This is a genomic window from Kluyvera sp. STS39-E (assembly GCF_040932435.1).
GTDB lineage: Bacteria > Pseudomonadota > Gammaproteobacteria > Enterobacterales > Enterobacteriaceae > Kluyvera.
The window spans coordinates 79,860-99,751 of sequence record NZ_JBFQGA010000006.1; the positions used below are offsets into that span (position 1 = coordinate 79,860).

A 19,892-nucleotide genomic window follows, 5' to 3' on the forward strand; every position below is an offset into this window, starting at 1 on the left:
TTACCTAAAAATTCCACTTGAGACTCCTGGACGGCTAAAATAAAAGTTTGCTAATCAGCGCGGGAAATGCATTAATGAAATTGTGAGTTTGAAAAGCAAACCTAAACAAACGTAAAAAATTCTACTGACCGGTCCTCATCGCCAGGTTCTATCACTGATATCTCCTTCTTTGAGTCTAACGTACAATACTATGCGTTTATTATAATCTTAAAATTAAAGTACTCAAAAGGAGTCCACATGTCTTCAAGAATACAAGGTCTTGTGAAGTGGTATAACGAAGATAAAGGTTTCGGTTTTATCTCTCCGCTAGATGGCAGCAAAGATGTGTTTGTCCATTTTTCTGCTTTTCATGGTGATAATTTGAAAACTTTATTTGAAGGTCAAAAAGTTGAATTCGCGATTCAACGTGGAGACAAAGGCCCGGCTGCCGCCAGTGTGATTCTTTGCGATAAATAAATACTTTCAGGTCTGCAATAAGGATGATGGATTATTCCTGAGTGGCCAGGCCTGATATTTATTCTAGTACGCGAGTTTTCTAAATATCAGCTCGGTGTGTTTTTGCATGAGTGTGCTGAATGATGTGATTAAGTGCAGTTTTACTGCAGGAAGACTTTGAAAGTAGGCGTGTACTGCTTGTAAAGTAATAAAGTGCGTAAGAGGTTAGGCTGCCTCCAAGAACATCACACTCTATTTTAAATGCAAACTCTGATTACCTAATTGCGTTGCCAGGTGAGTCGTAAGCCGGTTCGATTTTCTGACTAGGACGACATGGCAATATCAACGTATTTAGAAGCGTTGCTGGGATTTGAACAAGGTGCTGCAGTATGGGCAGACTAGTTGAGAACCCTTCTGGACTCTAGTGAAGCTGTGTTCGGAGTTTTTTGAACAGTTTGGGCATAGGCACTTAACTAAATAATTACGGTTTGATTGTGTGTTTTTACGTCCGGACATAGGCATCTCCTGATTTATGGGAATGCCACCATACACGTTTATTCATACAGTTGCTTGCGTTTTTTTGAATGATTCACATAAAATTATAATGTGAAAGAGAATAGTATTCTGGAAAATAGAACGAGGCGACTGTCCTTAAAAGGTATATTTTATCAACTTAAGTATTCATTTCAGATGTCCATGCTGCCATGGTTCCCAATATCGAATATCAACTTTTGATATTTCAGAAAACAATCCATTTGGTGCAAAATGTATTTTTTGCAAAACAAGCATGGTTTTTAATGAGTCTGTGAGCATCAAGAGTGAAACTCTGAACGCCTCAGCGTAGATATGTCATTTTTTTGGCAAGATTTTCTACGTCTGCAATAAAATGACTGAGGCGAAAAATTAATTAATTGAAACATGGTGATAAATGAAAAAAGTGATTGTGTTTTTTAATTCTCAACCATGCAAAACTATCCCTGTTATTGATGGGATTACATCTATACGACAAGAGTACCCAAATGGAGAAGAGATTTATCTTCAAATAATGTCAGCAAATTTTCCTTCTCTGACAGGAGATCATGGGGTTGCGTATGTTGCTTCAGACAGACATTTAACCACTCAAGAAATTTTGGATGCAGCTAAAAAATTCTTATAATGACTCTGTTATGTATTGATGGGTGACTATAAAGAGATCCCCATTATCACCTGGACGCAATGTCAGTATCAGCCTGAACAACTGACAGCTTATGCGCCACGGAAAACCCCATGGCACAGTTACAGCTAATTAAGCACTATTCAGGAATCCTGATCCCGGCTACGCCCGAGGTCAGAGATATTCTGCAATCAAAATAAAGCTCGGTGATGTTGTTGTTGCTGAGTTCAAGCGGGTCCGTAACCCGGCATTCCACCGACGTCTCTTCGCATTGGTCTATGCGTCATCGGAATTACGCCACTATGTCTGATGCCACCATTGCATGCTCGGCCTGCCACCATGACACGGTCCCTTGAACGATCCTAGTCGATGCGATGTACGAAAAGGCATGCGCACTTGAAGGAACTGCGCGCAGGTTTTCCCATATGCCTATCGACTATCTCAGCTAAAACAATGAGAAATCATACGGCTTCAATAAACGCATATGCGGCTAATTATAAAAACACAAACTATTTGTTGAATTATTTTATAACGTTAATAAAAAACCCTATTTTTTTGTTTGGAAAAGGTGCATGCTTGCGGCGAGTTTAGCCACAGCCTGCCACGCCACGTCTTTCTCTGTTAGTGTGACGTTATGTAAATAAACGTCCGATCGGGGAATTTGTCGAACGTAGTACTGTCGAACACTTATACGTATCGCATAAAGACAGATGAACGGATTCGTTTTTTCCTTACGCGTTACCTGTGCTCCACGTTACTGGAATTAATGATGTTCAAAAATTTTGATACCCGCCTACTTCACCCGCGCAATGCAATGAAGTGGTTTGCTCTGGCGCTGTTGTGGTTAGTGGTACAACTCCCTTATCCGCTGTTGCATACTCTTGGCACCTCCGTCGGTAAAGCTTCACGTCGTTTTTTAAAACGCCGTGAGCAAATTGCTACGCGCAATATTGAACTGTGTTTCCCCAACATGAGTGCGGCTGAGCGGGAAAAGCTCATCGAGCAAAATTTCATGTCGCTCGGTATGGGGCTTATCGAAACAGGCATGGCCTGGTTTTGGAGCGATGCGCGAGTCAAAAAGTGGTTCGATGTTGAAGGTTACGGCAACCTGATGAAGGCCCTGAATGAAAAACGTGGGGTGATGGTTGTCGGTGTCCACTTCATGTCGCTGGAGTTAGGGGGCCGTGCTATGGGGCTGTGCCGTCCGATGATGGCAACCTACCGCCCGCACAACGATCCTTTGATGGAGTGGGTTCAAACCAAAGGCCGCCTGCGTTCTAACAAGGCGATGATCGACCGTCGTAACCTGCGTGGCTTGGTCCAGGCACTGAAAGCTGGGGAAGCCGTCTGGTTTGCACCAGATCAGGACTATGGTCCTAAAGGCAGCGTGTTTGCGCCATTCTTCTCCGTGAGTGAAGCCGCAACGACCAACGGAACCAATGTGTTGTCCCGTTTATCTGGCGCAGCCATGTTGACCGTAACTATGGTCCGTAAACCGAATAAGAAAGGGTATACCCTGCATATTAGCGAAGCGATGACTGATTACCCTAGCGGTGATGAAGTTTCCGCCGCGAGCTATATGAACAAAGTGATTGAACGTGAGATTTTGCGTGCACCGGAACAGTATCTTTGGGTACACCGCCGCTTTAAAACGCGACCACGGGGAGAATCCTCCTTATATAAGGTCGTCCCGAACGCCAAATAAATAACCCGCCGAGAGGCGGGTTCTTTTTGGGTTAAACAAGCCGCATAACCCAGGCGTCGGAAGGTTGGTCATAGTGCTGACGATAGAGAACGGAACGCTCACCATCAAGAAGGGCTGGGATACTGGTGTCAGCGTCCCAAGCGTCTAGCTGCATACATAAATCAGGATCGGACTTACAAGGGATACTTAACGTTCGTTCGCCGTGCTGCTCGACGTGCAGTACGGCATCATCAATTTCAAATGCGCCGATGCGTACGCTGGTTTTACTCATAATCTCTCCGTTAATCTGCTGACCGCCGTGGTACGACCAGTTAGCCGTACCTATTTCAGCGTAGTCAACGCAGAGATTTACGCCAGTAGAATCGTGCTTTTTTTATTCTCTAGTCCGACCTGTTGCCGAAGAGCTTACCGTCGCGAACCAACTCGCGCGGATAGCTGTTCTTAAGCCGTGAATTAATGCGCTTTGCCAACCCCAGAGGAAAACCTTGGAAGGTGACAATGACGTCATCATGTGAAGGGGCCTGCTGCGGGTAGACATCACGGCCGCGATACCATTCCTGCGCTTCTTCTGCCGTCAGTTCTAGACCCAGTTTATCGGTATTAGCCAGCGCGATGACTGCTTCATGTTGCCAGCGGAAACCTTTGTTATGGGTCTCTGCCAGCTTCAAGCCAATGCGTGAAAAACGCACTTTACCCAGCAGCGGTTCTATCTCCGCAGGGAACAGCCAAATCTCTTTATCACGCTGCCACAGTCTGAGTGACTCATCCCATTCAATACTCACGCTTTTTGCCGCGTTGACGACCTCGGCCGACTCACGGGTTTTCATCGGTAAGAAGGGGAATTTGCCAACCTTGTAGCTAGGGGCTGGCAGTGGCTCCACGGCGGCTGTTTTGCACAGTCGCGCGACAAAGAAACCTTCGCAGTCGTAAATTTGCGGGAATACGTGGAGAAAACCCTCGGGCGTTAGCGCCTGACGGGCGGTTTGGAAAAGATCTTCTAGCGGCATAACTTCAACCGCATCTGGATAGCGGGCCAGCAGCCATGCAATAACCGACTCGTTCTCATCGCGGTTGAGTGTGCAGGTAGAATAAACCAGCGTGCCACCGGGGCGTAACGCATGGAAGGCGCTGTCGATAAGCTCGCGCTGTGTCGCCGCGATCTCCAGATTGCTGGCGTGGGACCAGTTTTTTAACGCATCGGGATCTTTACGCACTACGCCCTCGCCGGAGCAGGGGGCATCCAGCAAAATAGCGTCAAAACATTCCGGCAGCGCTGCACCGAACACGCGACCATCGAAGTGAGTCAGGGCGGTGTTAGCGATGCCACAGCGGCTGATGTTGGCATGCAGGACTTTTACACGGCTGGCAGAAAATTCATTGGCCAACAGCATACCGCGATTGTTCATGCGGGCAGCAATCTGGGTGGTTTTAGAACCAGGGGCTGCCGCAACGTCCATCACCCGCAGTGGCTCGAGGCCATCGGCAAACAAGGCCGCCACCGGTAGCATTGAGCTGGCCTCCTGAATATAGAACAGGCCGCTTAAATGCTCTGCGGTACTGCCCAGCGGTAGGCTGTCCTCGTCATCCCGTTCAATCCAGAAACCTTCCGCACACCATGGCACCGGCGTCAGCGCCCAGCGGTACGGCGCGACCAGCGCGAGGAAATCATCGACCGATATTTTGAGTGTGTTGATACGAATGCTGCGGCGCAACGGGCGCTGACAGGCATCGAGAAACTCATCGAAGTCGAGATTAGCGGGCATGGCCTCACGCATCTGCGCAAGGAATTCATCGGGAAAATAGACAGAGTTTTGAGCCACTGGCGAGTACCACAAGGAGATAAAGAGCGCACAGTCTATCATAAAACGCGCCGGTGACGGGCACCGGCGCGTAAGGATTTAACGTGGGAGGGCGGTGCCCCATTCACGCCATTCTTTAGGTTCTGACTCCAACAACAAGAAGTGCTTACCTTCTTGCGCTTTCGGCGCCAACGGTGTTCCCGGCGGTGTCGCGAAGGCAATGCCGCCGCGAATGAACTGATTAAAGGTGCCGGTCTTCACGACGCCACCAATCAGACCAAAGTCGAGACTGTATCCCGATGCCAGCCAGAAGACCGAGTTATTACGCACCAAATGCTGGTAGCGCTGACCAATGCGCATTTCAATCATCACGCGATCGGAGAGACTTCCCAGACGCAGGCCGGTGACGGTGCCCACCTCTAGACCACGGAACAGCACCGGGGTGCCAATATTCATCGAGCCAGCTTCCGGTGCTTCGACCACGATATTCAGGCCGTTAAGGTAACGGGAATCCGAAATGGTCGCTTCCTGAAGCTCAAAGTCGCGGCGAATTTCACCATGCCCTGGCTCGACGTTTACGTAAGGCTGAAGCAGCGTATTGAGATGCTCAACGCCAGCTGCTGAAATTTGCGGTGTGATGACCGAGAAACGAGTGCCGCGACGTGCGAAGGTACTCACGTATTCCGGATAGAGCACGGCGCTGGCTTGGACTTCGTTACGCGAGGCGTTCAGCTCTAGATTTTGCACCTGCCCAATATCAATACCTAAATAGCGAATTGGCATCCCCGCAGAAAGCTTATCGGCATCGAAGGCGTGCAGGGTGATTTGTCCACCGATTGCGCGTGCTGCCGTTTCATTCGGGAATAAGACTCGCTTATCGCCTTTACGGCTGCCGTTGCTGGCCTGATTGATGTTATCAAAGCTGACTGCACCTTTTAACGCCCGCGAGAGCGGAGACGCCTGCACCGTTAAGCCGCTGCCGTTAAGCTGCACTTTTGCGCCGCCTTCGGCCCAAAAGACGCTGTTTGGCGTCAAGAGCGAACGGTATTCCGGCTTAATATGCACCGCGATATCAAAGGCGTTGGCGCGTGGCTGGACGGAGGTGATTTCACCCACTTCAAATTTGCGGTACAGCACCACGGAACCGGTCTGAATATCCGGTAGAGTTTCTGCCGTCAGCATCAATGTGGTGGTGGGATAATCACTCAGGTTATTTTCCTGCGCTTTTTCCAGATTCGAATACAGCGGATAGCTGGACTTCATCGGACCTTTTTCACCCGGCAGAATACGGATGCCGCCGCTCAGCCATTCGTTGGCGCTGGCGCCGAGGAACTCCACGCCGTCAATGCCGACCTTCACATCCATCTTGCTATTCACGACAAACTTGCTGTCGCCGTGCACCAGTTCGCGGTATTGCGGATCGATGGCGATAGCAAACTCTATCCCTTTCGCACCTAGCGTGCGTTGGAGAACCTGACCAATTTTCACACCATGCAGCATGATTGGCTGACCGCCATCGATGCCATAGCTTTCTGGCGCGGTCAGCGTCAGCGTCATCACGCCGGGCTGTTGTAGCAGCGTTTTATCGGCGGCTAACACGGCAAAGTGGTCTTTAGGATCACCCTCGCCGGGGACTAACTCAAAGGTACTGCCGGTTAGCAGCATGCTGAGGTTAGGATTATCCAGCGTCAGTTTAGGCTGGTGCAGTTCGATACGCGTTTTTTCGCGCAGCAGGGAAACCACGCTGGGATCGACGGTCATCTCACCGGTAACCGAACCGTCAGGGTTGAGATTCAGCTTGGTGAGTTGACCCACTTCCAGCCCCTGATAGAGCATCGGGGTCGAACCGGCTTTCAGACCATCGCCGCTTGGCAGCCGGAGTTGGATAATCACGCCGCGCTGACTGTGCGCCAGATCTTCATATAGCCCGTATTCGTCGTTCTGCTCTGCCGTTTTTGAATCAGCGGGTGAATCAAAGGCAATCGCGCCATTGACCAGTGCCGAAAGGCTTTCCAACTGGACTTTGGCGCCGCTCAGGCCGACATCGGCCTTGACGCCAGAAACGTTCCAGAAACGACTGCCTTTTTTCACCAGATTGGTAAATCGACGATCAACCAGCACGTCGATAGTGACGCCTTGGCTATTCGGGTTAATCGCGTAATCATAGACGCGGCCTACCGGAATCTTACGGAAATAGACCAGCGACCCACTGCTTAGTGAACCTAAATCAGGCGCATGCAGATGGATCATCAGTTCGCCGTTGTTGAGTCGGTACTTAGGTTGGGTATCCAGCGCGGTAAAGCGATCGCGCGGCTCGCCTTTGCCGGGCATCATGCCGATATAGTTGCCGCCCACTAACGCATCGAGACCGGAAACCCCCGCAAGCGATGCTTTAGGCGTAACCAGCCAGAACTGGGTATCGTCGCGCAGTGCATCTTCCATATCGCTTTTAATGCTGGCGCGGACCTCAATTTTGCTGCGATCGCGAGCTAAGCGAATGTCCTGCACGGTGCCGACCTCAACCCCTTGGAAGCGCACGGGCGTACGCCCGGGGACAATACCATCCGCCGACATAAAGTCGATGGTAATGGTGGTGCCCCGGTCTTCGTAGCTGTTCCAGATAAGCCAGCCGGCAATCAACAGTGCGATGACCGGCAGTAGCCAAAACGGAGAGATGCGACGTTTTGTTTTAATTCGCGCTTCAGTCTGTGAAGCGGGCGTTTCCTGACTCATGTGCGTCCCAAAGTAAGCGGCTGTCCAGCCATTCAACAGCAAGAATAGTTAATATTACCGCAGCGCCAAAATAAAACGCAGCGGGACCCATCGTGAAAGCGAGAAGCTGATCGCGATTGATGAGCGACATGGTTAATGAAATCACAAACAGATCGAGCATTGACCAACGGCCAATCCAGGTCACGAAACGCAGCAACAGGATCCGCGTACGAAGGCCTTGTTCGCATTTAAAACCAATGCTGATAAGCAGCGTCAGCATGACGATTATTTTGGTAAACGGCACCAGAATACTGGCGATAAAAACCACCGCCGCGACGGCAACATTGCTGTTAGCGAGAGACATAATCCCGGTCATGATGGTGTCTTCCTGACGATTGCCGTTCATATAGATAATGGATATTGGCAGCAGGTTGGCCGGTAAAATGAACACGATGGAGGCGACGAGTGCCGCCCAGCTTTTTTGCAGGCTATGGCGGCGACGAAAGCGTAGCGGCGTGTGGCAGCGGCGGCAGCGCCCGCGGGCGTCGGCAAAACCGGTGTAATGACACTCAAGGCAAACGCGTAGATTAGCGTCAGGGCGCGTTGCAGGACGTTGCGGATAAAAACGCTCCCACAGTTGCTCAATATTGAGATGGATAAGGGTCAAAATGCTGAGCACCACTAACGAGATAAATGCCAACAGGCCAATGCCTGGCTGCAAAAATGCGTAGTCCTGCACCTTTATCGATGCCACGGCGATACCCACGAGGTAGATGTCGAGCATCACCCACTCTTTGAGTTTATCGAGCATCAACAGGACCGGGCGAAGATTCATACCTAGAATATTACCCAGCCACAAATAGGCGATAGCTAGCACCAGCACGGCGGGGGCGGCAACGGTACAGAAAAAAACCATCGCTGCCGTCACCGGGTCACCCTGGTCCGTCATTTGCCAGATACCGGCCAGCAGGCTGGCATCAATTCGCACGCCAAGCAGGTGCAGTCGGAGCAGCGGCTCGCTCCACGCGAAAGGCATTAACAGCAGCATGGTAATCGCCATTGCACCAAGACGGGTTAGCGACCAATCGCGCCCCTCGCGGACTTTCGCGTTACAGAGCGGGCAGTATGCGCTTTGCGATGATTTTACTACCGGTAACCGAAAAAGCGTATCGCACTGAGGGCAACGTTGGTAATGTGCCCACGGTAATGGTTCGCTGATCGCGTGAATGCGTATTTTTTTCGTCGGCGTTATACGTGAAGTTGTCAGTGCCATTTATTACATTGATAAATGAATGTATAACTCTATCTTAACCTAAGTATGGATTCATCTTGAGTCCAAGCGCACTTAATGCGTATTTTATAAGACCGTAGACTGGTTAACGAATCAGTAACATCGTAAACAATAGTGATTGAATAATGAGCAAAACAGAATTTTACGCGGATTTGAACCGTGATTTTCAGGCGTTAATGGCAGGTGAAACAAATTTCTTAGCGGTAATCTCCAACACCAGCGCGCTGCTGTACGAGCGTTTGTCTGAGGTAAACTGGGCGGGATTTTATCTGCTGGAAGGCGAAACGCTGGTACTTGGGCCATTCCAAGGGAAAATTGCCTGTGTGCGTATTCCGGTGGGGCGCGGCGTTTGTGGGACGGCGGTTGCGACAAACAGCGTGCAACGCATAGAAGATGTTCATGCTTTTGATGGCCATATCGCCTGCGACGCGTCGAGCAACGCTGAAATTGTGCTGCCGCTGCAGGTTAACGGCCAGGTTATTGGCGTGCTGGATATCGACAGCACCGTCTTCTCGCGCTTCACGCAAGAAGACGAACAGGGTCTGGTTGAACTGGTCGGCCACCTTCAAAAAGTGCTTGAAGCTACCGATTATCAAAAATTCTTTGCACCCGTCGCAGGATAATCAACGGATAACGTAGCATTTACGGATGACGTCATTATAATGTCGCCTGTTCATGCCTGCGGCTTGTTGGCTACGTCCGTTGTAATCAGGAAATTTCATGGAAAATCAACCTAAGTTGAATAGCAGTAAAGAAGTTATCGCATTTTTGGCCGAACGTTTCCCACAGTGTTTTAGTGCGGAAGGTGAGGCTCGTCCCCTGAAAGTGGGGATTTTTCAGGATCTCGTTGCGCGTGTTGAAGGGGAATTGAACCTCAGCAAAACGCAACTGCGCTCCGCATTACGTCTTTATACTTCAAGCTGGCGCTACCTTTACGGTATCAAAGCGGGTGCAGTCCGCGTTGATCTCGACGGTAACCCATGTGGTGAACTCGACGAGCAGCATGTGGCACACGCCCGTCAGCAGCTTGAAGAAGCCAAAGCTCGCGTTCAGGCACAGCGTGCTGAACAGCAGGCGAAAAAACGCGAAGCGGCAGCTGCTGCAGGTGAGCAAGGCGATGCGCCACGTCGTGAGCGTAAACCACGCCCACCAGTGCGTCGCAAAGAAGGGGCCGAGCGTAAGCCGCACGCCGTCACTGCGAAACCTGCTGCTAAAGCCGTTCGTGAAGTGCGTGAAGAGAAGCTGACTCCGGTATCTGACTTGTCGACGCTAAACGTTGGGCAAGCGCTGAAAGTTAAAGCGGGCAACAGCGCGATGGACGCCACGATTCTAGAAATCACCAAAGATGGCGTTCGCGTGCAGCTTACTTCGGGTCTGTCAATGATTGTACGCGCAGAACACCTGGTGTTCTGAAACGGAGGCCGGGCCAGGCATGAACAAATTCTTTAGGCTCTCCGCGCTTACTGGCCTGTTATTACTAACAGGCCAGGCCGTAGCGGTTGAAGATATTACCCGTGTTGACCAACTTCCAATCCTTAAGGAAGAGACGCAACATGCCACGGTGAGCGAGCGCGTAACCTCGCGCTTTACCCGTTCTCATTATCGCCAGTTTGATCTCGACCAAGCTTTCTCGGCTAAAATTTTCGATCGCTATCTGAACCTGCTGGATTACAGCCACAATGTGCTGCTCGCCAGCGACGTTGAGCAGTTTTCCTCGAAAAAAGGACAGATTGGCGATGAGCTTCGTTCGGGCAAACTGGACGTCTTTTACGATTTCTACAACCTGGCACAGAAACGCCGCTTTGAGCGCTATGAGTATGCGCTAAAGGTGCTTGAGCGCCCGATGAACTTCACCGGTAACGATACTTTCAACCTCGACCGCTCTAAAGCGCCGTGGCCAAAAGATCAGGCCGAGCTGAATGCGCTGTGGGACGGCAAGGTTAAGTACGATCAGCTGAGTCTGAAGCTGGCCGGTAAAGACGATAAAGAAATTCATGACACGCTGGCGCGTCGCTATAAATTTGCGATCCGTCGTCTGGCGCAGACCAACAGTGAAGATGTCTTCTCGCTGGCAATGACCTCTTTTGCCCGGGAAATTGATCCTCATACCAACTACCTTTCACCACGCAACACCGAACAGTTTAATACCGAAATGAGCCTGTCTCTGGAAGGTATTGGCGCGGTGCTGCAAATGGATGATGACTACACCGTCATTAATTCCATGGTAGCAGGCGGCCCAGCGGCGAAAAGCAAAGCGATTAGCGTTGGCGATCGCATTGTCGGCGTGGGGCAGACCGGCAAAGGCATGGTTGATGTGATTGGCTGGCGTCTGGACGATGTCGTGGCACTGATTAAAGGGCCAAAAGGCAGCAAAGTACGTCTGGAAGTGCTTCCTGCAGGTAAAGGATCGAAAACCCGCATCGTGACCTTGACCCGTGAGCGTATTCGTCTTGAAGACCGCGCGGTGAAAATGTCGGTGAAAAGCGTTGGCAGCGAAAAAGTTGGCGTGCTCGACATTCCAGGCTTCTACGTGGGTCTGACCGAGGATGTTAAGGTTCAGCTGCAGAAGCTGGAAAAACAGAACGTCAGCAGCGTGATTATCGATCTGCGCAGCAACGGCGGCGGGGCGCTGACCGAAGCGGTATCGCTTTCCGGTCTGTTTATTCCGTCCGGCCCGGTAGTTCAGGTGCGTGATAACAACGGTAAGGTTCGCGAAGATAGCGATACCGACGGCGTGGTTTATTACAAAGGTCCGCTGGTGGTGCTGGTTGACCGCTTTAGCGCCTCGGCTTCGGAAATCTTTGCCGCCGCGATGCAGGATTATGGTCGTGCGCTGATCGTCGGTGAACCGACCTTTGGTAAAGGCACGGTGCAGCAGTACCGTTCGCTGAACCGCATTTACGATCAGATGCTGCGCCCTGAATGGCCAGCGCTGGGTTCCGTCCAGTACACCATTCAGAAATTCTACCGCATCAACGGTGGCAGTACTCAGCGTAAAGGCGTGACGCCGGATATTCTGATGCCGACCGGCAAAGAAGTGACCGAAACCGGTGAGAAGTTCGAAGACAACGCGTTGCCATGGGATAGCGTCAATGCTGCTACCTACGTGACGTCGGGCGATATGGCGCCGTTCGAACCTCAGTTGCTGAAGCTACACGACGAACGTATCGCGAAAGATCCTGAGTTCCAGTACATCGCTAAAGATATTGCTCACTTCAATGCATTGAGGGATAAACGCAATATCGCTTCTCTGAACTACGCACAGCGTGAGAAAGAGAATAATGAAGATGACGCGACACGTTTGGCGCGGATTAACGATCGCTATAAACGCGAAGGCAAGCCGCCGCTGAAGAAACTCGAAGATCTGCCGAAAGACTATAAAGAGCCAGATCCATACCTCGACGAAACGGTGAATATTGCCGTCGACTTGGCAAGGATTGAGAAGGCCACTCCCGCAGAACAACCGACTGCGAGTAAATAACCTCCAACAGGCACAAGCAATTGTGCCTGTTTTTTTTATCTCCCTCATCTTCACGTCAACAACTATGCTACAAAATGTAAAGTTGTGTCTTTCTGGTGACTTAGCCTCACGTAATCGTTGAAAATCGCCGTATTGCCCCTACGATATGGGTAATCGCATAGTGCGTTTTGTTAAGAAGAGGTTAAAAGTAAATTATGATGCGAATCGCGCTTTTCCTGATGACCAACCTGGCAGTTATGGTTGTGTTTGGGCTGGTGCTAAGCCTGACGGGAATTCAGTCGAGCAGCATGACGGGTCTGCTGATTATGGCGCTGCTTTTTGGTTTTGGCGGTTCCATTGTTTCATTGATGATGTCGAAATGGATGGCCCTGAAATCGGTCGGTGGTGAAGTTATTGAGCAACCACGCAACGAACAGGAACGTTGGTTGTTGCAAACCGTTGCTCGTCAGTCAGAGCAGGTAGGTATTGCGATGCCACAGGTTGCGCTATACCACGCGCCGGATATCAACGCCTTCGCAACCGGTGCGCGCCGTGACGCCTCGCTGGTGGCGGTGAGCACCGGTCTGCTACAGAACATGAGCCGTGACGAAGCGGAAGCCGTTATTGCCCATGAGATCAGCCATATTGCCAACGGTGACATGGTGACGATGACTCTGATTCAGGGCATTGTGAACACCTTTGTTATCTTTATCTCCCGCGTTATCGCGCAGATAGCGGCCGGTTTCCTCGGCGGCAACCGTGATGAAGGTGAAGAGGGCGGCAACGGTAACCCGCTTATCTATTTCGCCGTTTCCATGGTGTTGGAACTGGTGTTCGGTATTCTGGCGAGCATTATTACCATGTGGTTCTCTCGCTACCGTGAGTTCCATGCGGATGCCGGCTCGGCGAAACTGGTTGGTCGTGAGAAGATGATTGCTGCCTTGCAGCGTCTGAAAACCAGCTACGAACCGCAGGAAGCCAGCAGCATGATGGCGTTTTGTATCAACGGTAAATCGAAGTCGCTGAGCGAAATGTTCATGACTCACCCACCGTTAGATAAACGTATTGAAGCGCTGCGCAGCGGCGAATATATGAAATAAAAAAAGCGCCTCGAATGAGGCGCTTTTCTTTTGGGCCCAGCGAAATTTGGCTCTGTCGGTTGTTAGCTTTGTGCTCGTGGTTGAGTGACCCGCAGCCCGCTAAACAGCGTGGCGACCACGGCGAGCGTACCGGCCAGCAGCAGCGAAATGTGCGTGCCGCCGGTGCCAAAGACGTTGAACATCAGCGCAACCAACGCGGCGCCGGTGCTTTGCCCCAGCAATCGTGCTGTTCCTAGCATTCCGCTTGCACCGCCGCTGCGATTGCGTGGCGCGGAGGAAATAATGGTGTGGTTATTCGGCGACTGGAACAGGCCAAAACCTGCACCGCACAGCAGCATGCGCCAGATAATATCGATATCACTCGGCGCTGACGGCAGCATTGCCATTGCAAATAAGCCGCAGGCCATAATGCCCATTCCCAGTGCGCCCAACAAACCAGCGTGTACGCGCTCAATCAGATAACCCGCCAGTGGCGCCATGACCATGGTCGCCAGCGGCCACGGTGTTAGCAACAGACCGGTTTCCACTTCGCTACGGCCAACGATGCTTTGTAGGAAGAACGGAAGCGACACCATCGCCAGCATTTGCGCGCAAAAGGAACAGATGGAGGTACAGATCGACAGCGAGAAAAGCGGAATGCGCAGCAAATCAACCGGCAGTAGCGGCACCGGCAGGTGCAACTGGCGACGAACGAAGAAGTAACCAACGATCAGCAAAGCCACCAATTCGACGCCAACCCACACCAGTGATTGGCCCTGAGCGAAGCTGCTCAGTGCGGTAATCAACAAACCGAAGGTGAGGGCATTCATCACCGCGCTTGGCAGATCGAACCGCTGCGTTTGGCTGCGGGTCCCGTTTGATGGCAAAAAGCGAACTGCCAGCAGCCATGAAATGATCCCCAGCGGAACGTTGACAAGAAATAACCATTGCCAGGAAGCCAGCGACAAAATGGCGGCGGCAATCGTCGGCCCCGCAGCGGAAGAAACGGCGACAACGAAGGAGTTAATCCCCATACCGCGTCCAAGCTGGCGCTGTGGATAAATCAGGCGAATAAGCGCCGTGTTTACGCTCATCAACGCTGCGCCGCCAAAGCCCTGCAAGATACGGGCAAGAGTAAGCATCTCAAGCGAATGGGACAGTGCGCAAAACAGCGAAGCGAGGGTAAAAACGATTAGCCCTGCTTTATAGATTCGGTGGTAGCCTATCATGTCGCCTAAGAAAGCGAGAGACAGTAGAGAGATAACAATCGCTATCTGATAGGCGTTGACTATCCAAATAGAGGCCGCAGGCGATGCATTAAGGTCGCTGGCGATGGTCGGCAGAGCAACGTTGGCAATCGCGCCATCGAGTACCGCCATCGTAATACCAATCACAATCGTGAGAATGGCTCCGTAGCGCTGGGGTAGCGGTAAGCCATCTGTCAGAGGTTTAGTCATGTGGAAAACTTGTTTTTGGGGAAATTATTAACCAGAGAATGATTCTAGCATTGATTAATCATTTGAATGTCGCAGATTTGTAACCAGGTCACAGAAGTTTCATTGCTACAAACAGAATGCGAAATTATAATAAAAACCGGTTCTAATTTTTATAAAACAGTTGCGATGAGGTGATAAATGTCAGCAGCGGATTTGGACAAGCAGCCAGATTCTGTCTCTTCGGTACTAAAGGTTTTTGGTATCCTGCAGGCACTTGGCGAAGAACGCGAAATCGGTATTACTGAACTTTCGCAGCGCGTCATGATGTCAAAAAGCACCGTTTATCGCTTTTTGCAGACCATGAAATCATTGGGGTACGTTGCCCAGGAAGGGGAATCCGAGAAGTATTCGCTCACGCTGAAGCTGTTTGAGTTGGGTGCTCGCGCATTACAGAACGTCGATTTGATCCGCAGTGCGGATATCCAAATGCGTGAACTCTCTCGTCTAACGAAAGAAACGGTCCACCTTGGGGCGCTGGATGAAGACAGCATTGTCTACATCCACAAAATCGACTCCATGTACAACCTGCGCATGTACTCCCGCGTCGGTCGTCGTAACCCGCTGTACAGTACAGCAATTGGTAAAGTGCTGCTGGCCTGGCGTGAAACTGACGAAGTACGTCAGATTCTTGAAGGCGTGGAATACAAGTGCAGCACCGAGCGCACCATTGCGAGTACCGATGAACTGATCACCGTACTCGAGCAGGTGCGTAAACAGGGTTATGGCGAGGACAACGAAGAGCAGGAAGAAGGTTTGCGCTGTATCGGCGTACCGGTATTCGACCGTTTTGGCGTGGTTATCGCTGGGTTAAGTATCTCTTTCCCAACGCTGCGTTTCTCAGAAGAGCGTCTGCATGAGTATGTAGAGATGTTGCATACCGCAGCGCGTAAAATTTCAGAGCAGATGGGTTACAACAATTATCCATTCTAAGTCTGATAGTAAAAAGCCCGGCGATGACCGGGCTTTTTTTTATCTTTTATTAGCCTTCATCGACTACGCTTGCGCTTTTGCGCAGCAGCGGGCAGCTTGATCTGCCGACAATGCCGTTATCCCCGTGCAGGTAAAATGCAGTACTGAATCCCTGCGCTGTCAGGTACTTACATTGCAACCCCAAACCTCCAGCCGTCTTCTGGCTTCCCGCGAGTACGCCATACCCGCTCAGGAGGACGCCAATGGCAACGATAACCAAAAAGACGATGGTTCTAATAAACAGGCGCATAGGAATTCCTCTTCTACTATTTGATCCATGGATACTACGTTACTTCGATAACCGATTGAAACAAGTCTATGATTCCTAAAATCGCTAGATGCTATTACAGTTAGCCGCGGTTTAAGGTTAGCATGCTAACTTGGTTGCATCTGATTAAGAAGTCATGCGGAGAATGGAGTGAAAAAGTTTCGGTGGGTATTACTGATACTCGTAATTGCTGCCTGTATGCTATTGTGGACGCAAATGATCAACGTAATGTGCGATCAGGACGTTCAGTTTTTTAGCGGCATATGCAGCATCAACAGGTTCATACCCTGGTAAAACATTTTTACTGACAGCGATTTCCTTCCGTAGCCTGAGTGGTAGAATAGATCGTTCCTTTTGAGGTGGTAAAATGAGTGATCTAGTAAGTTCTGGGGCCTTAAATCTGGTTTCACTGGCATTATCCTTTCTCTTGTTGTTAGTCGGTCTGGTTTTGTGGTTTTTTGTGAATCGCGCCAGTTCTCGTGCTAACGAACAAATCGAACTCCTTGAATCGTTGCTCGACCAGCAAAAACGCCAAAATGCGTTGCTGCGTCGTTTGTGCGAAGCAAATGAGCCCGAGAAAAAAGAGGAAGATGCGCCTAAGGCTGAAGCTGTAGAAGAAGATAAAGAAGACGATTTTATCCGCTTAGTTGCAGAACGATAATTTCGTAGTATGACGACTCCGGTCAGCCTGCAATAGGCTGCCGGACGTAACCCGATGCCCTTTTCTGGTGCATCTTATGATATTAACCCTCTGATTATTCCCCTTGCGTTGCCCTAGCGTCTTTTTGCGCAACCGATGGTGTTTTTTTGCGCACAATTCAACGTCAGCACCAAGTTCAGCAATCTATAACGATATGTTATTGTTATTGGAGCCTCATTTAAGTTATTCCCTATGCCTCGAATATATTATGGCTCGGTTTTGTATAGTATCCCTGCTTAATTAATAGCCGGGCAATCTGCATTAAATTAGCGAAACGTTTTTATTGCGTCGTAATGAGGCAATGTCACAAAATTTTCATTATTTTAGTGCAAACTCGATGCGTTATTAACCAGACGGGTCGTGTAAGTACTCCGCGCAAATGTTCGGACCTTATAACAACCGCTGGAATGACTGATGGAAAAGTTATAGCAAAAATATATCTTACGATATAAAGAAAGTGGATGCGGCTAACATGAATCTGAATACGGATAAATCATGAGGTTTTGTGAAAAAAGTCTTACGTTACCGTAAGCTAGGTCACATTTCAGTCCTGCTAACATTCCATCCTTCGCGTGCCACAGCGCGTGGAAATGCGTAAGTGGACAAATGATTTGTTGTGATTTGTGCGGCCGATCGAGACACGTTTAAAAATGGCTTGCCATTAATTACGTAGTATGTGATAACACGTTTTGGGTTAAACGAGGTACAGTTCTGTTTATGTATGGCATTATCAGTAAAGAAGTTATGAGTAAAGACGTTGACGTTGAATACCACTTCTCTGCCGAACCTTATATTAGTGCCGCATGCAGTCATGTCTCAGTTTTATCTATATGAAAACGCCTGCGGGCGCAGAAAACACTCTAAGGAATTTTGCAAATGGCAAAGATTAAAGGTCAAGTTAAGTGGTTCAACGAGTCTAAAGGTTTTGGCTTCATTACTCCTGCTGACGGCAGCAAAGATGTGTTCGTACACTTCTCTGCAATCCAGGGTAACGGCTTCAAAACTCTGGCTGAAGGCCAGAACGTTGAGTTCGAAATTCAGGACGGCCAGAAAGGCCCAGCGGCTGTTAACGTAACCGCTATCTGATTCGACATCACTGATCTTGCGGCGCATCAGCGCATCATTATCAGACATAAAGCCTCGCAACCGCGGGGCTTTATCATTTTTACCCCGCCTATTTACCGCCGCTTCACCTTTCTCCCTTGCTCGAATAGCGGTACACTTTCGCCCTTTGAGATTATGCCGGAGTCGTTATGTCCTACAGTTGTCCGCTCTGCCACGCGCCCCTTACGCGCAGCGGCAATAGTTACCTTTGCCCACAGCGTCATCAGTTTGACCAGGCGAAAGAGGGCTACGTCAATCTCCTGCCGGTACAGCATAAACGTTCCCGTACGCCGGGTGACAGCGCAGAAATGATGCAGGCACGTCGGGCATTTCTTGATGCCGAGCATTATCAACCATTGCGCGATGCCGTGAGCGCGAAGTTAAGTGCCATTAAACCGGAACAACTGCTGGACATTGGTTGTGGGGAAGGGTACTACACCCATGCTTTTGCCGCGCTCGCCAAGGAAACTTGGGGGCTAGATGTTTCAAAAACGGCGGTACGTTACGGCGCAAAGCGCTATCCACAGGTCAATTTCTGCGTAGCCTCCAGCCAGCGTTTACCGTTTGACGATGCCAGCATGGATACGGTGATACGTATTTACGCGCCCTGCAATCCGACGGAGCTTAAGCGGGTGGTGAAACCAGGCGGTTGGGTCATCACGGTCACGCCTGGACCACGTCATTTGCTCGAAATGAAAGGGCTTATCTATAGCGAAGTACAGCTGCACGCGCCGCATTCTGAAGTGCTTGATGGGTTTACGCTGCAAGAACATGAGGCGTTAGCCTATCCGATGCGTTTACGCGCCGAAGAGGCCGTTACGCTACTGCAGATGACGCCGTTTGCATGGCGGGCTAAGCCGGAAGTATGGGAATTGTTGAAGCAACAGGAATGGTTTGACTGCCAGACGGATTTCGCGATTCACGCCTGGCAAAGAGATATCGATTAACCCATGTAGTGCGCGTAGAGGATCTGCGCGCCAATGGCAATCAGCACGATCCCACCGAGAATTTCCGCCCGCTTGCCGAGCAGTGGGCCAATAAAGCGACCAACCATCATACCCAGCGTCGACATAATGAAGGTTGCGCAGCCAATTGCGAACGCGGTGGCAAGAATATTCACCTGCAGGAAAGCTAAACCAACGCCGACCGCCATAGCGTCGAGGCTGGTGGCAATCGCGGTGGTTACCAGTAGCCAGAAGCCGTGACGACGCGGCGCTTGTTGATCCTCTTCCTCATCACTGCCGCGAAAACCTTCAATGACCATTCGCCCACCGAGGAACACCAGCAGCACGAAGGCGACCCAATGACTCCATTCCATGACGAACTGGCTGGCTAGCATGCCCAGACCCCAACCGACCAGAGGCGTGATCGTTTCTATTGCGCCAAAAATCAGGCCGGTGCGTAAGGCTTCAGAAAACTTGGGTTTATGCAGCGTTGCGCCTTTCCCGATTGATGCGGCAAATGCATCCATCGACATACCGAAGGCAAGAAGAATCGTAGCGGTTAAATTCATGAAGATGTCCGGACCGGGAAGTTTCCATATGACACATTACCGCCCCCAGTAATCAGCAGTGAATGCGTCTATGGTCTCGCTTGACTACAGTGTGTAATCCGTACGCACCACGTTTTTCAACGAGTATGTTGACACGTACATTTCCATGGGATGGAAATTAGCTACTCCCCAACGACGGGCGCAACCTTAACATATTTTTATAATATAA

At 50.4% G+C, this 19,892-nt stretch carries 22 protein-coding genes and 1 pseudogene; 15 read left to right on the plus strand and 8 right to left on the minus strand.

The features are described from left to right. Positions 1-237 precede the first annotated feature (237 nt). Positions 238-456 (plus strand): cold shock domain-containing protein, encoded by a 219-nt coding sequence (locus AB4K05_RS14505; protein ID WP_368480652.1) that lies wholly within the window; start codon positions 238-240, stop codon positions 454-456. A gap of 330 nt (positions 457-786) precedes the next feature. Here AB4K05_RS14505 and AB4K05_RS14510 read toward each other — a convergent pair whose 3' ends face one another. Next, positions 787-957: a YnfU family zinc-binding protein gene (locus tag AB4K05_RS14510; RefSeq protein WP_368480947.1), complete on the minus strand. Its 171-nt coding sequence runs from the start codon at positions 955-957 to the stop codon at positions 787-789. Positions 958-1,102: 145 nt separating this feature from the next. On the opposite strand from AB4K05_RS14510, the gene AB4K05_RS14515 reads away from it, so the two are divergent. The 4 genes and pseudogenes from AB4K05_RS14515 (at position 1,103) to lpxP (ending at position 3,293) form a co-directional block, all read left to right on the plus strand. Then, positions 1,103-1,279, plus strand: a complete 177-nt coding sequence (locus tag AB4K05_RS14515; protein ID WP_368480948.1) for a cold-shock protein — start codon at positions 1,103-1,105, stop codon at positions 1,277-1,279. Between the two features lie 84 nt (positions 1,280-1,363). Further along, positions 1,364-1,591, plus strand: coding sequence for a hypothetical protein (locus AB4K05_RS14520; protein WP_368480653.1), 228 nt, complete (start codon positions 1,364-1,366; stop codon positions 1,589-1,591). Between the two features lie 110 nt (positions 1,592-1,701). Next, a pseudogene (locus tag AB4K05_RS14525) lies at positions 1,702-1,865 on the plus strand (DUF1367 family protein); the annotation flags it as partial. A 492-nt stretch (positions 1,866-2,357) separates the two neighbouring features. Then, on the plus strand, positions 2,358-3,293 hold the full coding sequence (gene lpxP / locus AB4K05_RS14530; RefSeq protein WP_368480949.1) for a kdo(2)-lipid IV(A) palmitoleoyltransferase: 936 nt from the start codon (positions 2,358-2,360) through the stop codon (positions 3,291-3,293). A gap of 31 nt (positions 3,294-3,324) precedes the next feature. On the opposite strand, the gene AB4K05_RS14535 is transcribed toward lpxP, so the two are convergent. From AB4K05_RS14535 to yebS, 4 genes are all read right to left on the minus strand, one after another. After that, positions 3,325-3,564 carry a YebV family protein gene (locus AB4K05_RS14535; protein ID WP_368480654.1) on the minus strand — a complete coding sequence of 80 codons (240 nt, stop codon included), beginning with the start codon at positions 3,562-3,564 and terminating at the stop codon, positions 3,325-3,327. A gap of 109 nt (positions 3,565-3,673) precedes the next feature. Then, complete coding sequence (rsmF, locus tag AB4K05_RS14540) at positions 3,674-5,113, minus strand: 16S rRNA (cytosine(1407)-C(5))-methyltransferase RsmF (RefSeq protein ID WP_368480655.1); 1,440 nt, start codon at positions 5,111-5,113, stop codon at positions 3,674-3,676. 78 nt (positions 5,114-5,191) lie between these two features. After that, positions 5,192-7,825 (minus strand): MlaD family protein, encoded by a 2,634-nt coding sequence (locus AB4K05_RS14545; RefSeq protein ID WP_368480656.1) that lies wholly within the window; start codon positions 7,823-7,825, stop codon positions 5,192-5,194. Further along, on the minus strand, positions 7,794-9,077 hold the full coding sequence (gene yebS / locus AB4K05_RS14550; RefSeq protein ID WP_368480657.1) for a membrane integrity lipid transport subunit YebS: 1,284 nt from the start codon (positions 9,075-9,077) through the stop codon (positions 7,794-7,796). Before yebS ends, AB4K05_RS14545 begins: the two co-directional genes overlap by 32 nt. 143 nt (positions 9,078-9,220) lie before the next feature. Here yebS and AB4K05_RS14555 point away from each other — a divergent pair, with 143 nt between their 5' ends. The 4 genes from AB4K05_RS14555 to htpX all read left to right on the plus strand — a co-directional run bounded on the left by AB4K05_RS14555 (position 9,221) and on the right by htpX (position 13,655). After that, positions 9,221-9,718: a GAF domain-containing protein gene (locus AB4K05_RS14555; RefSeq protein WP_368480658.1), complete on the plus strand. Its 498-nt coding sequence runs from the start codon at positions 9,221-9,223 to the stop codon at positions 9,716-9,718. A 97-nt stretch (positions 9,719-9,815) separates the two neighbouring features. Then, positions 9,816-10,508: an RNA chaperone ProQ gene (gene proQ / locus AB4K05_RS14560; RefSeq protein ID WP_368480659.1), complete on the plus strand. Its 693-nt coding sequence runs from the start codon at positions 9,816-9,818 to the stop codon at positions 10,506-10,508. 19 nt (positions 10,509-10,527) lie between these two features. Further along, positions 10,528-12,576, plus strand: coding sequence for a carboxy terminal-processing peptidase (prc, locus tag AB4K05_RS14565; protein ID WP_368480660.1), 2,049 nt, complete (start codon positions 10,528-10,530; stop codon positions 12,574-12,576). Positions 12,577-12,770: 194 nt separating this feature from the next. Then, complete coding sequence (htpX, locus tag AB4K05_RS14570) at positions 12,771-13,655, plus strand: protease HtpX (RefSeq protein WP_052285635.1); 885 nt, start codon at positions 12,771-12,773, stop codon at positions 13,653-13,655. Between the two features lie 62 nt (positions 13,656-13,717). On the opposite strand, the gene AB4K05_RS14575 is transcribed toward htpX, so the two are convergent. Further along, positions 13,718-15,091 carry an MFS transporter gene (locus AB4K05_RS14575; RefSeq protein ID WP_368480661.1) on the minus strand — a complete coding sequence of 458 codons (1,374 nt, stop codon included), beginning with the start codon at positions 15,089-15,091 and terminating at the stop codon, positions 13,718-13,720. 177 nt (positions 15,092-15,268) lie between these two features. Between AB4K05_RS14575 and kdgR the strand changes: the two genes are divergently transcribed. Next, on the plus strand, positions 15,269-16,060 hold the full coding sequence (gene kdgR / locus AB4K05_RS14580) for a DNA-binding transcriptional regulator KdgR (protein ID WP_368480662.1): 792 nt from the start codon (positions 15,269-15,271) through the stop codon (positions 16,058-16,060). Between the two features lie 49 nt (positions 16,061-16,109). On the opposite strand, the gene AB4K05_RS14585 is transcribed toward kdgR, so the two are convergent. Then, positions 16,110-16,349 (minus strand): YobH family protein, encoded by a 240-nt coding sequence (locus AB4K05_RS14585; RefSeq protein ID WP_368480663.1) that lies wholly within the window; start codon positions 16,347-16,349, stop codon positions 16,110-16,112. Positions 16,350-16,517: 168 nt separating this feature from the next. Here AB4K05_RS14585 and mgrB point away from each other — a divergent pair, with 168 nt between their 5' ends. The 5 genes from mgrB (at position 16,518) to rlmA (ending at position 19,118) form a co-directional block, all read left to right on the plus strand. After that, complete coding sequence (gene mgrB / locus AB4K05_RS14590) at positions 16,518-16,661, plus strand: PhoP/PhoQ regulator MgrB (protein ID WP_368480664.1); 144 nt, start codon at positions 16,518-16,520, stop codon at positions 16,659-16,661. Positions 16,662-16,734: 73 nt separating this feature from the next. Further along, positions 16,735-17,028, plus strand: a complete 294-nt coding sequence (locus AB4K05_RS14595) for a YebO family protein (protein ID WP_368480665.1) — start codon at positions 16,735-16,737, stop codon at positions 17,026-17,028. A 756-nt stretch (positions 17,029-17,784) separates the two neighbouring features. Continuing rightward, positions 17,785-17,901: a DUF2627 domain-containing protein gene (locus tag AB4K05_RS14600; protein ID WP_368480666.1), complete on the plus strand. Its 117-nt coding sequence runs from the start codon at positions 17,785-17,787 to the stop codon at positions 17,899-17,901. Between the two features lie 42 nt (positions 17,902-17,943). Next, a complete protein-coding gene (gene cspE / locus AB4K05_RS14605) occupies positions 17,944-18,153 on the plus strand; it encodes a transcription antiterminator/RNA stability regulator CspE (RefSeq protein WP_001062678.1) in 210 nt (69 codons plus the stop codon). Positions 18,154-18,320: 167 nt separating this feature from the next. After that, positions 18,321-19,118, plus strand: coding sequence for a 23S rRNA (guanine(745)-N(1))-methyltransferase (rlmA, locus tag AB4K05_RS14610; RefSeq protein ID WP_368480667.1), 798 nt, complete (start codon positions 18,321-18,323; stop codon positions 19,116-19,118). Here rlmA and mntP read toward each other — a convergent pair. Beyond that, positions 19,115-19,684 carry a manganese efflux pump MntP gene (mntP, locus tag AB4K05_RS14615; protein WP_368480668.1) on the minus strand — a complete coding sequence of 190 codons (570 nt, stop codon included), beginning with the start codon at positions 19,682-19,684 and terminating at the stop codon, positions 19,115-19,117. The genes rlmA and mntP overlap by 4 nt on opposite strands. Between the last annotated feature and the right edge of the window lie 208 nt (positions 19,685-19,892).

Excerpts from the sequence above, each read along its gene's own strand:
- AB4K05_RS14595 (WP_368480665.1), top strand. The coding sequence starts at position 16,735 with ATGAGTGATCTAGTAAGTTCTGGGGCCTTAAATCTGGTTTCACTGGCA.
- AB4K05_RS14575 (WP_368480661.1), bottom strand. The coding sequence starts at position 15,091 with ATGACTAAACCTCTGACAGATGGCTTACCGCTACCCCAGCGCTACGGA.
- AB4K05_RS14510 (WP_368480947.1), bottom strand. The coding sequence starts at position 957 with ATGCCTATGTCCGGACGTAAAAACACACAATCAAACCGTAATTATTTA.
- yebS (WP_368480657.1), bottom strand. The coding sequence starts at position 9,077 with ATGGCACTGACAACTTCACGTATAACGCCGACGAAAAAAATACGCATT.
- proQ (WP_368480659.1), top strand. The coding sequence starts at position 9,816 with ATGGAAAATCAACCTAAGTTGAATAGCAGTAAAGAAGTTATCGCATTT.
- AB4K05_RS14505 (WP_368480652.1), top strand. The coding sequence starts at position 238 with ATGTCTTCAAGAATACAAGGTCTTGTGAAGTGGTATAACGAAGATAAA.
- AB4K05_RS14600 (WP_368480666.1), top strand. The coding sequence starts at position 17,785 with ATGTATGGCATTATCAGTAAAGAAGTTATGAGTAAAGACGTTGACGTT.
- kdgR (WP_368480662.1), top strand. The coding sequence starts at position 15,269 with ATGTCAGCAGCGGATTTGGACAAGCAGCCAGATTCTGTCTCTTCGGTA.
- AB4K05_RS14585 (WP_368480663.1), bottom strand. The coding sequence starts at position 16,349 with ATGCGCCTGTTTATTAGAACCATCGTCTTTTTGGTTATCGTTGCCATT.
- prc (WP_368480660.1), top strand. The coding sequence starts at position 10,528 with ATGAACAAATTCTTTAGGCTCTCCGCGCTTACTGGCCTGTTATTACTA.
- AB4K05_RS14545 (WP_368480656.1), bottom strand. The coding sequence starts at position 7,825 with ATGAGTCAGGAAACGCCCGCTTCACAGACTGAAGCGCGAATTAAAACA.
- cspE (WP_001062678.1), top strand. The coding sequence starts at position 17,944 with ATGGCAAAGATTAAAGGTCAAGTTAAGTGGTTCAACGAGTCTAAAGGT.
- AB4K05_RS14535 (WP_368480654.1), bottom strand. The coding sequence starts at position 3,564 with ATGAGTAAAACCAGCGTACGCATCGGCGCATTTGAAATTGATGATGCC.
- AB4K05_RS14555 (WP_368480658.1), top strand. The coding sequence starts at position 9,221 with ATGAGCAAAACAGAATTTTACGCGGATTTGAACCGTGATTTTCAGGCG.
- htpX (WP_052285635.1), top strand. The coding sequence starts at position 12,771 with ATGATGCGAATCGCGCTTTTCCTGATGACCAACCTGGCAGTTATGGTT.
- rlmA (WP_368480667.1), top strand. The coding sequence starts at position 18,321 with ATGTCCTACAGTTGTCCGCTCTGCCACGCGCCCCTTACGCGCAGCGGC.
- AB4K05_RS14520 (WP_368480653.1), top strand. The coding sequence starts at position 1,364 with ATGAAAAAAGTGATTGTGTTTTTTAATTCTCAACCATGCAAAACTATC.
- mntP (WP_368480668.1), bottom strand. The coding sequence starts at position 19,684 with ATGAATTTAACCGCTACGATTCTTCTTGCCTTCGGTATGTCGATGGAT.
- lpxP (WP_368480949.1), top strand. The coding sequence starts at position 2,358 with ATGTTCAAAAATTTTGATACCCGCCTACTTCACCCGCGCAATGCAATG.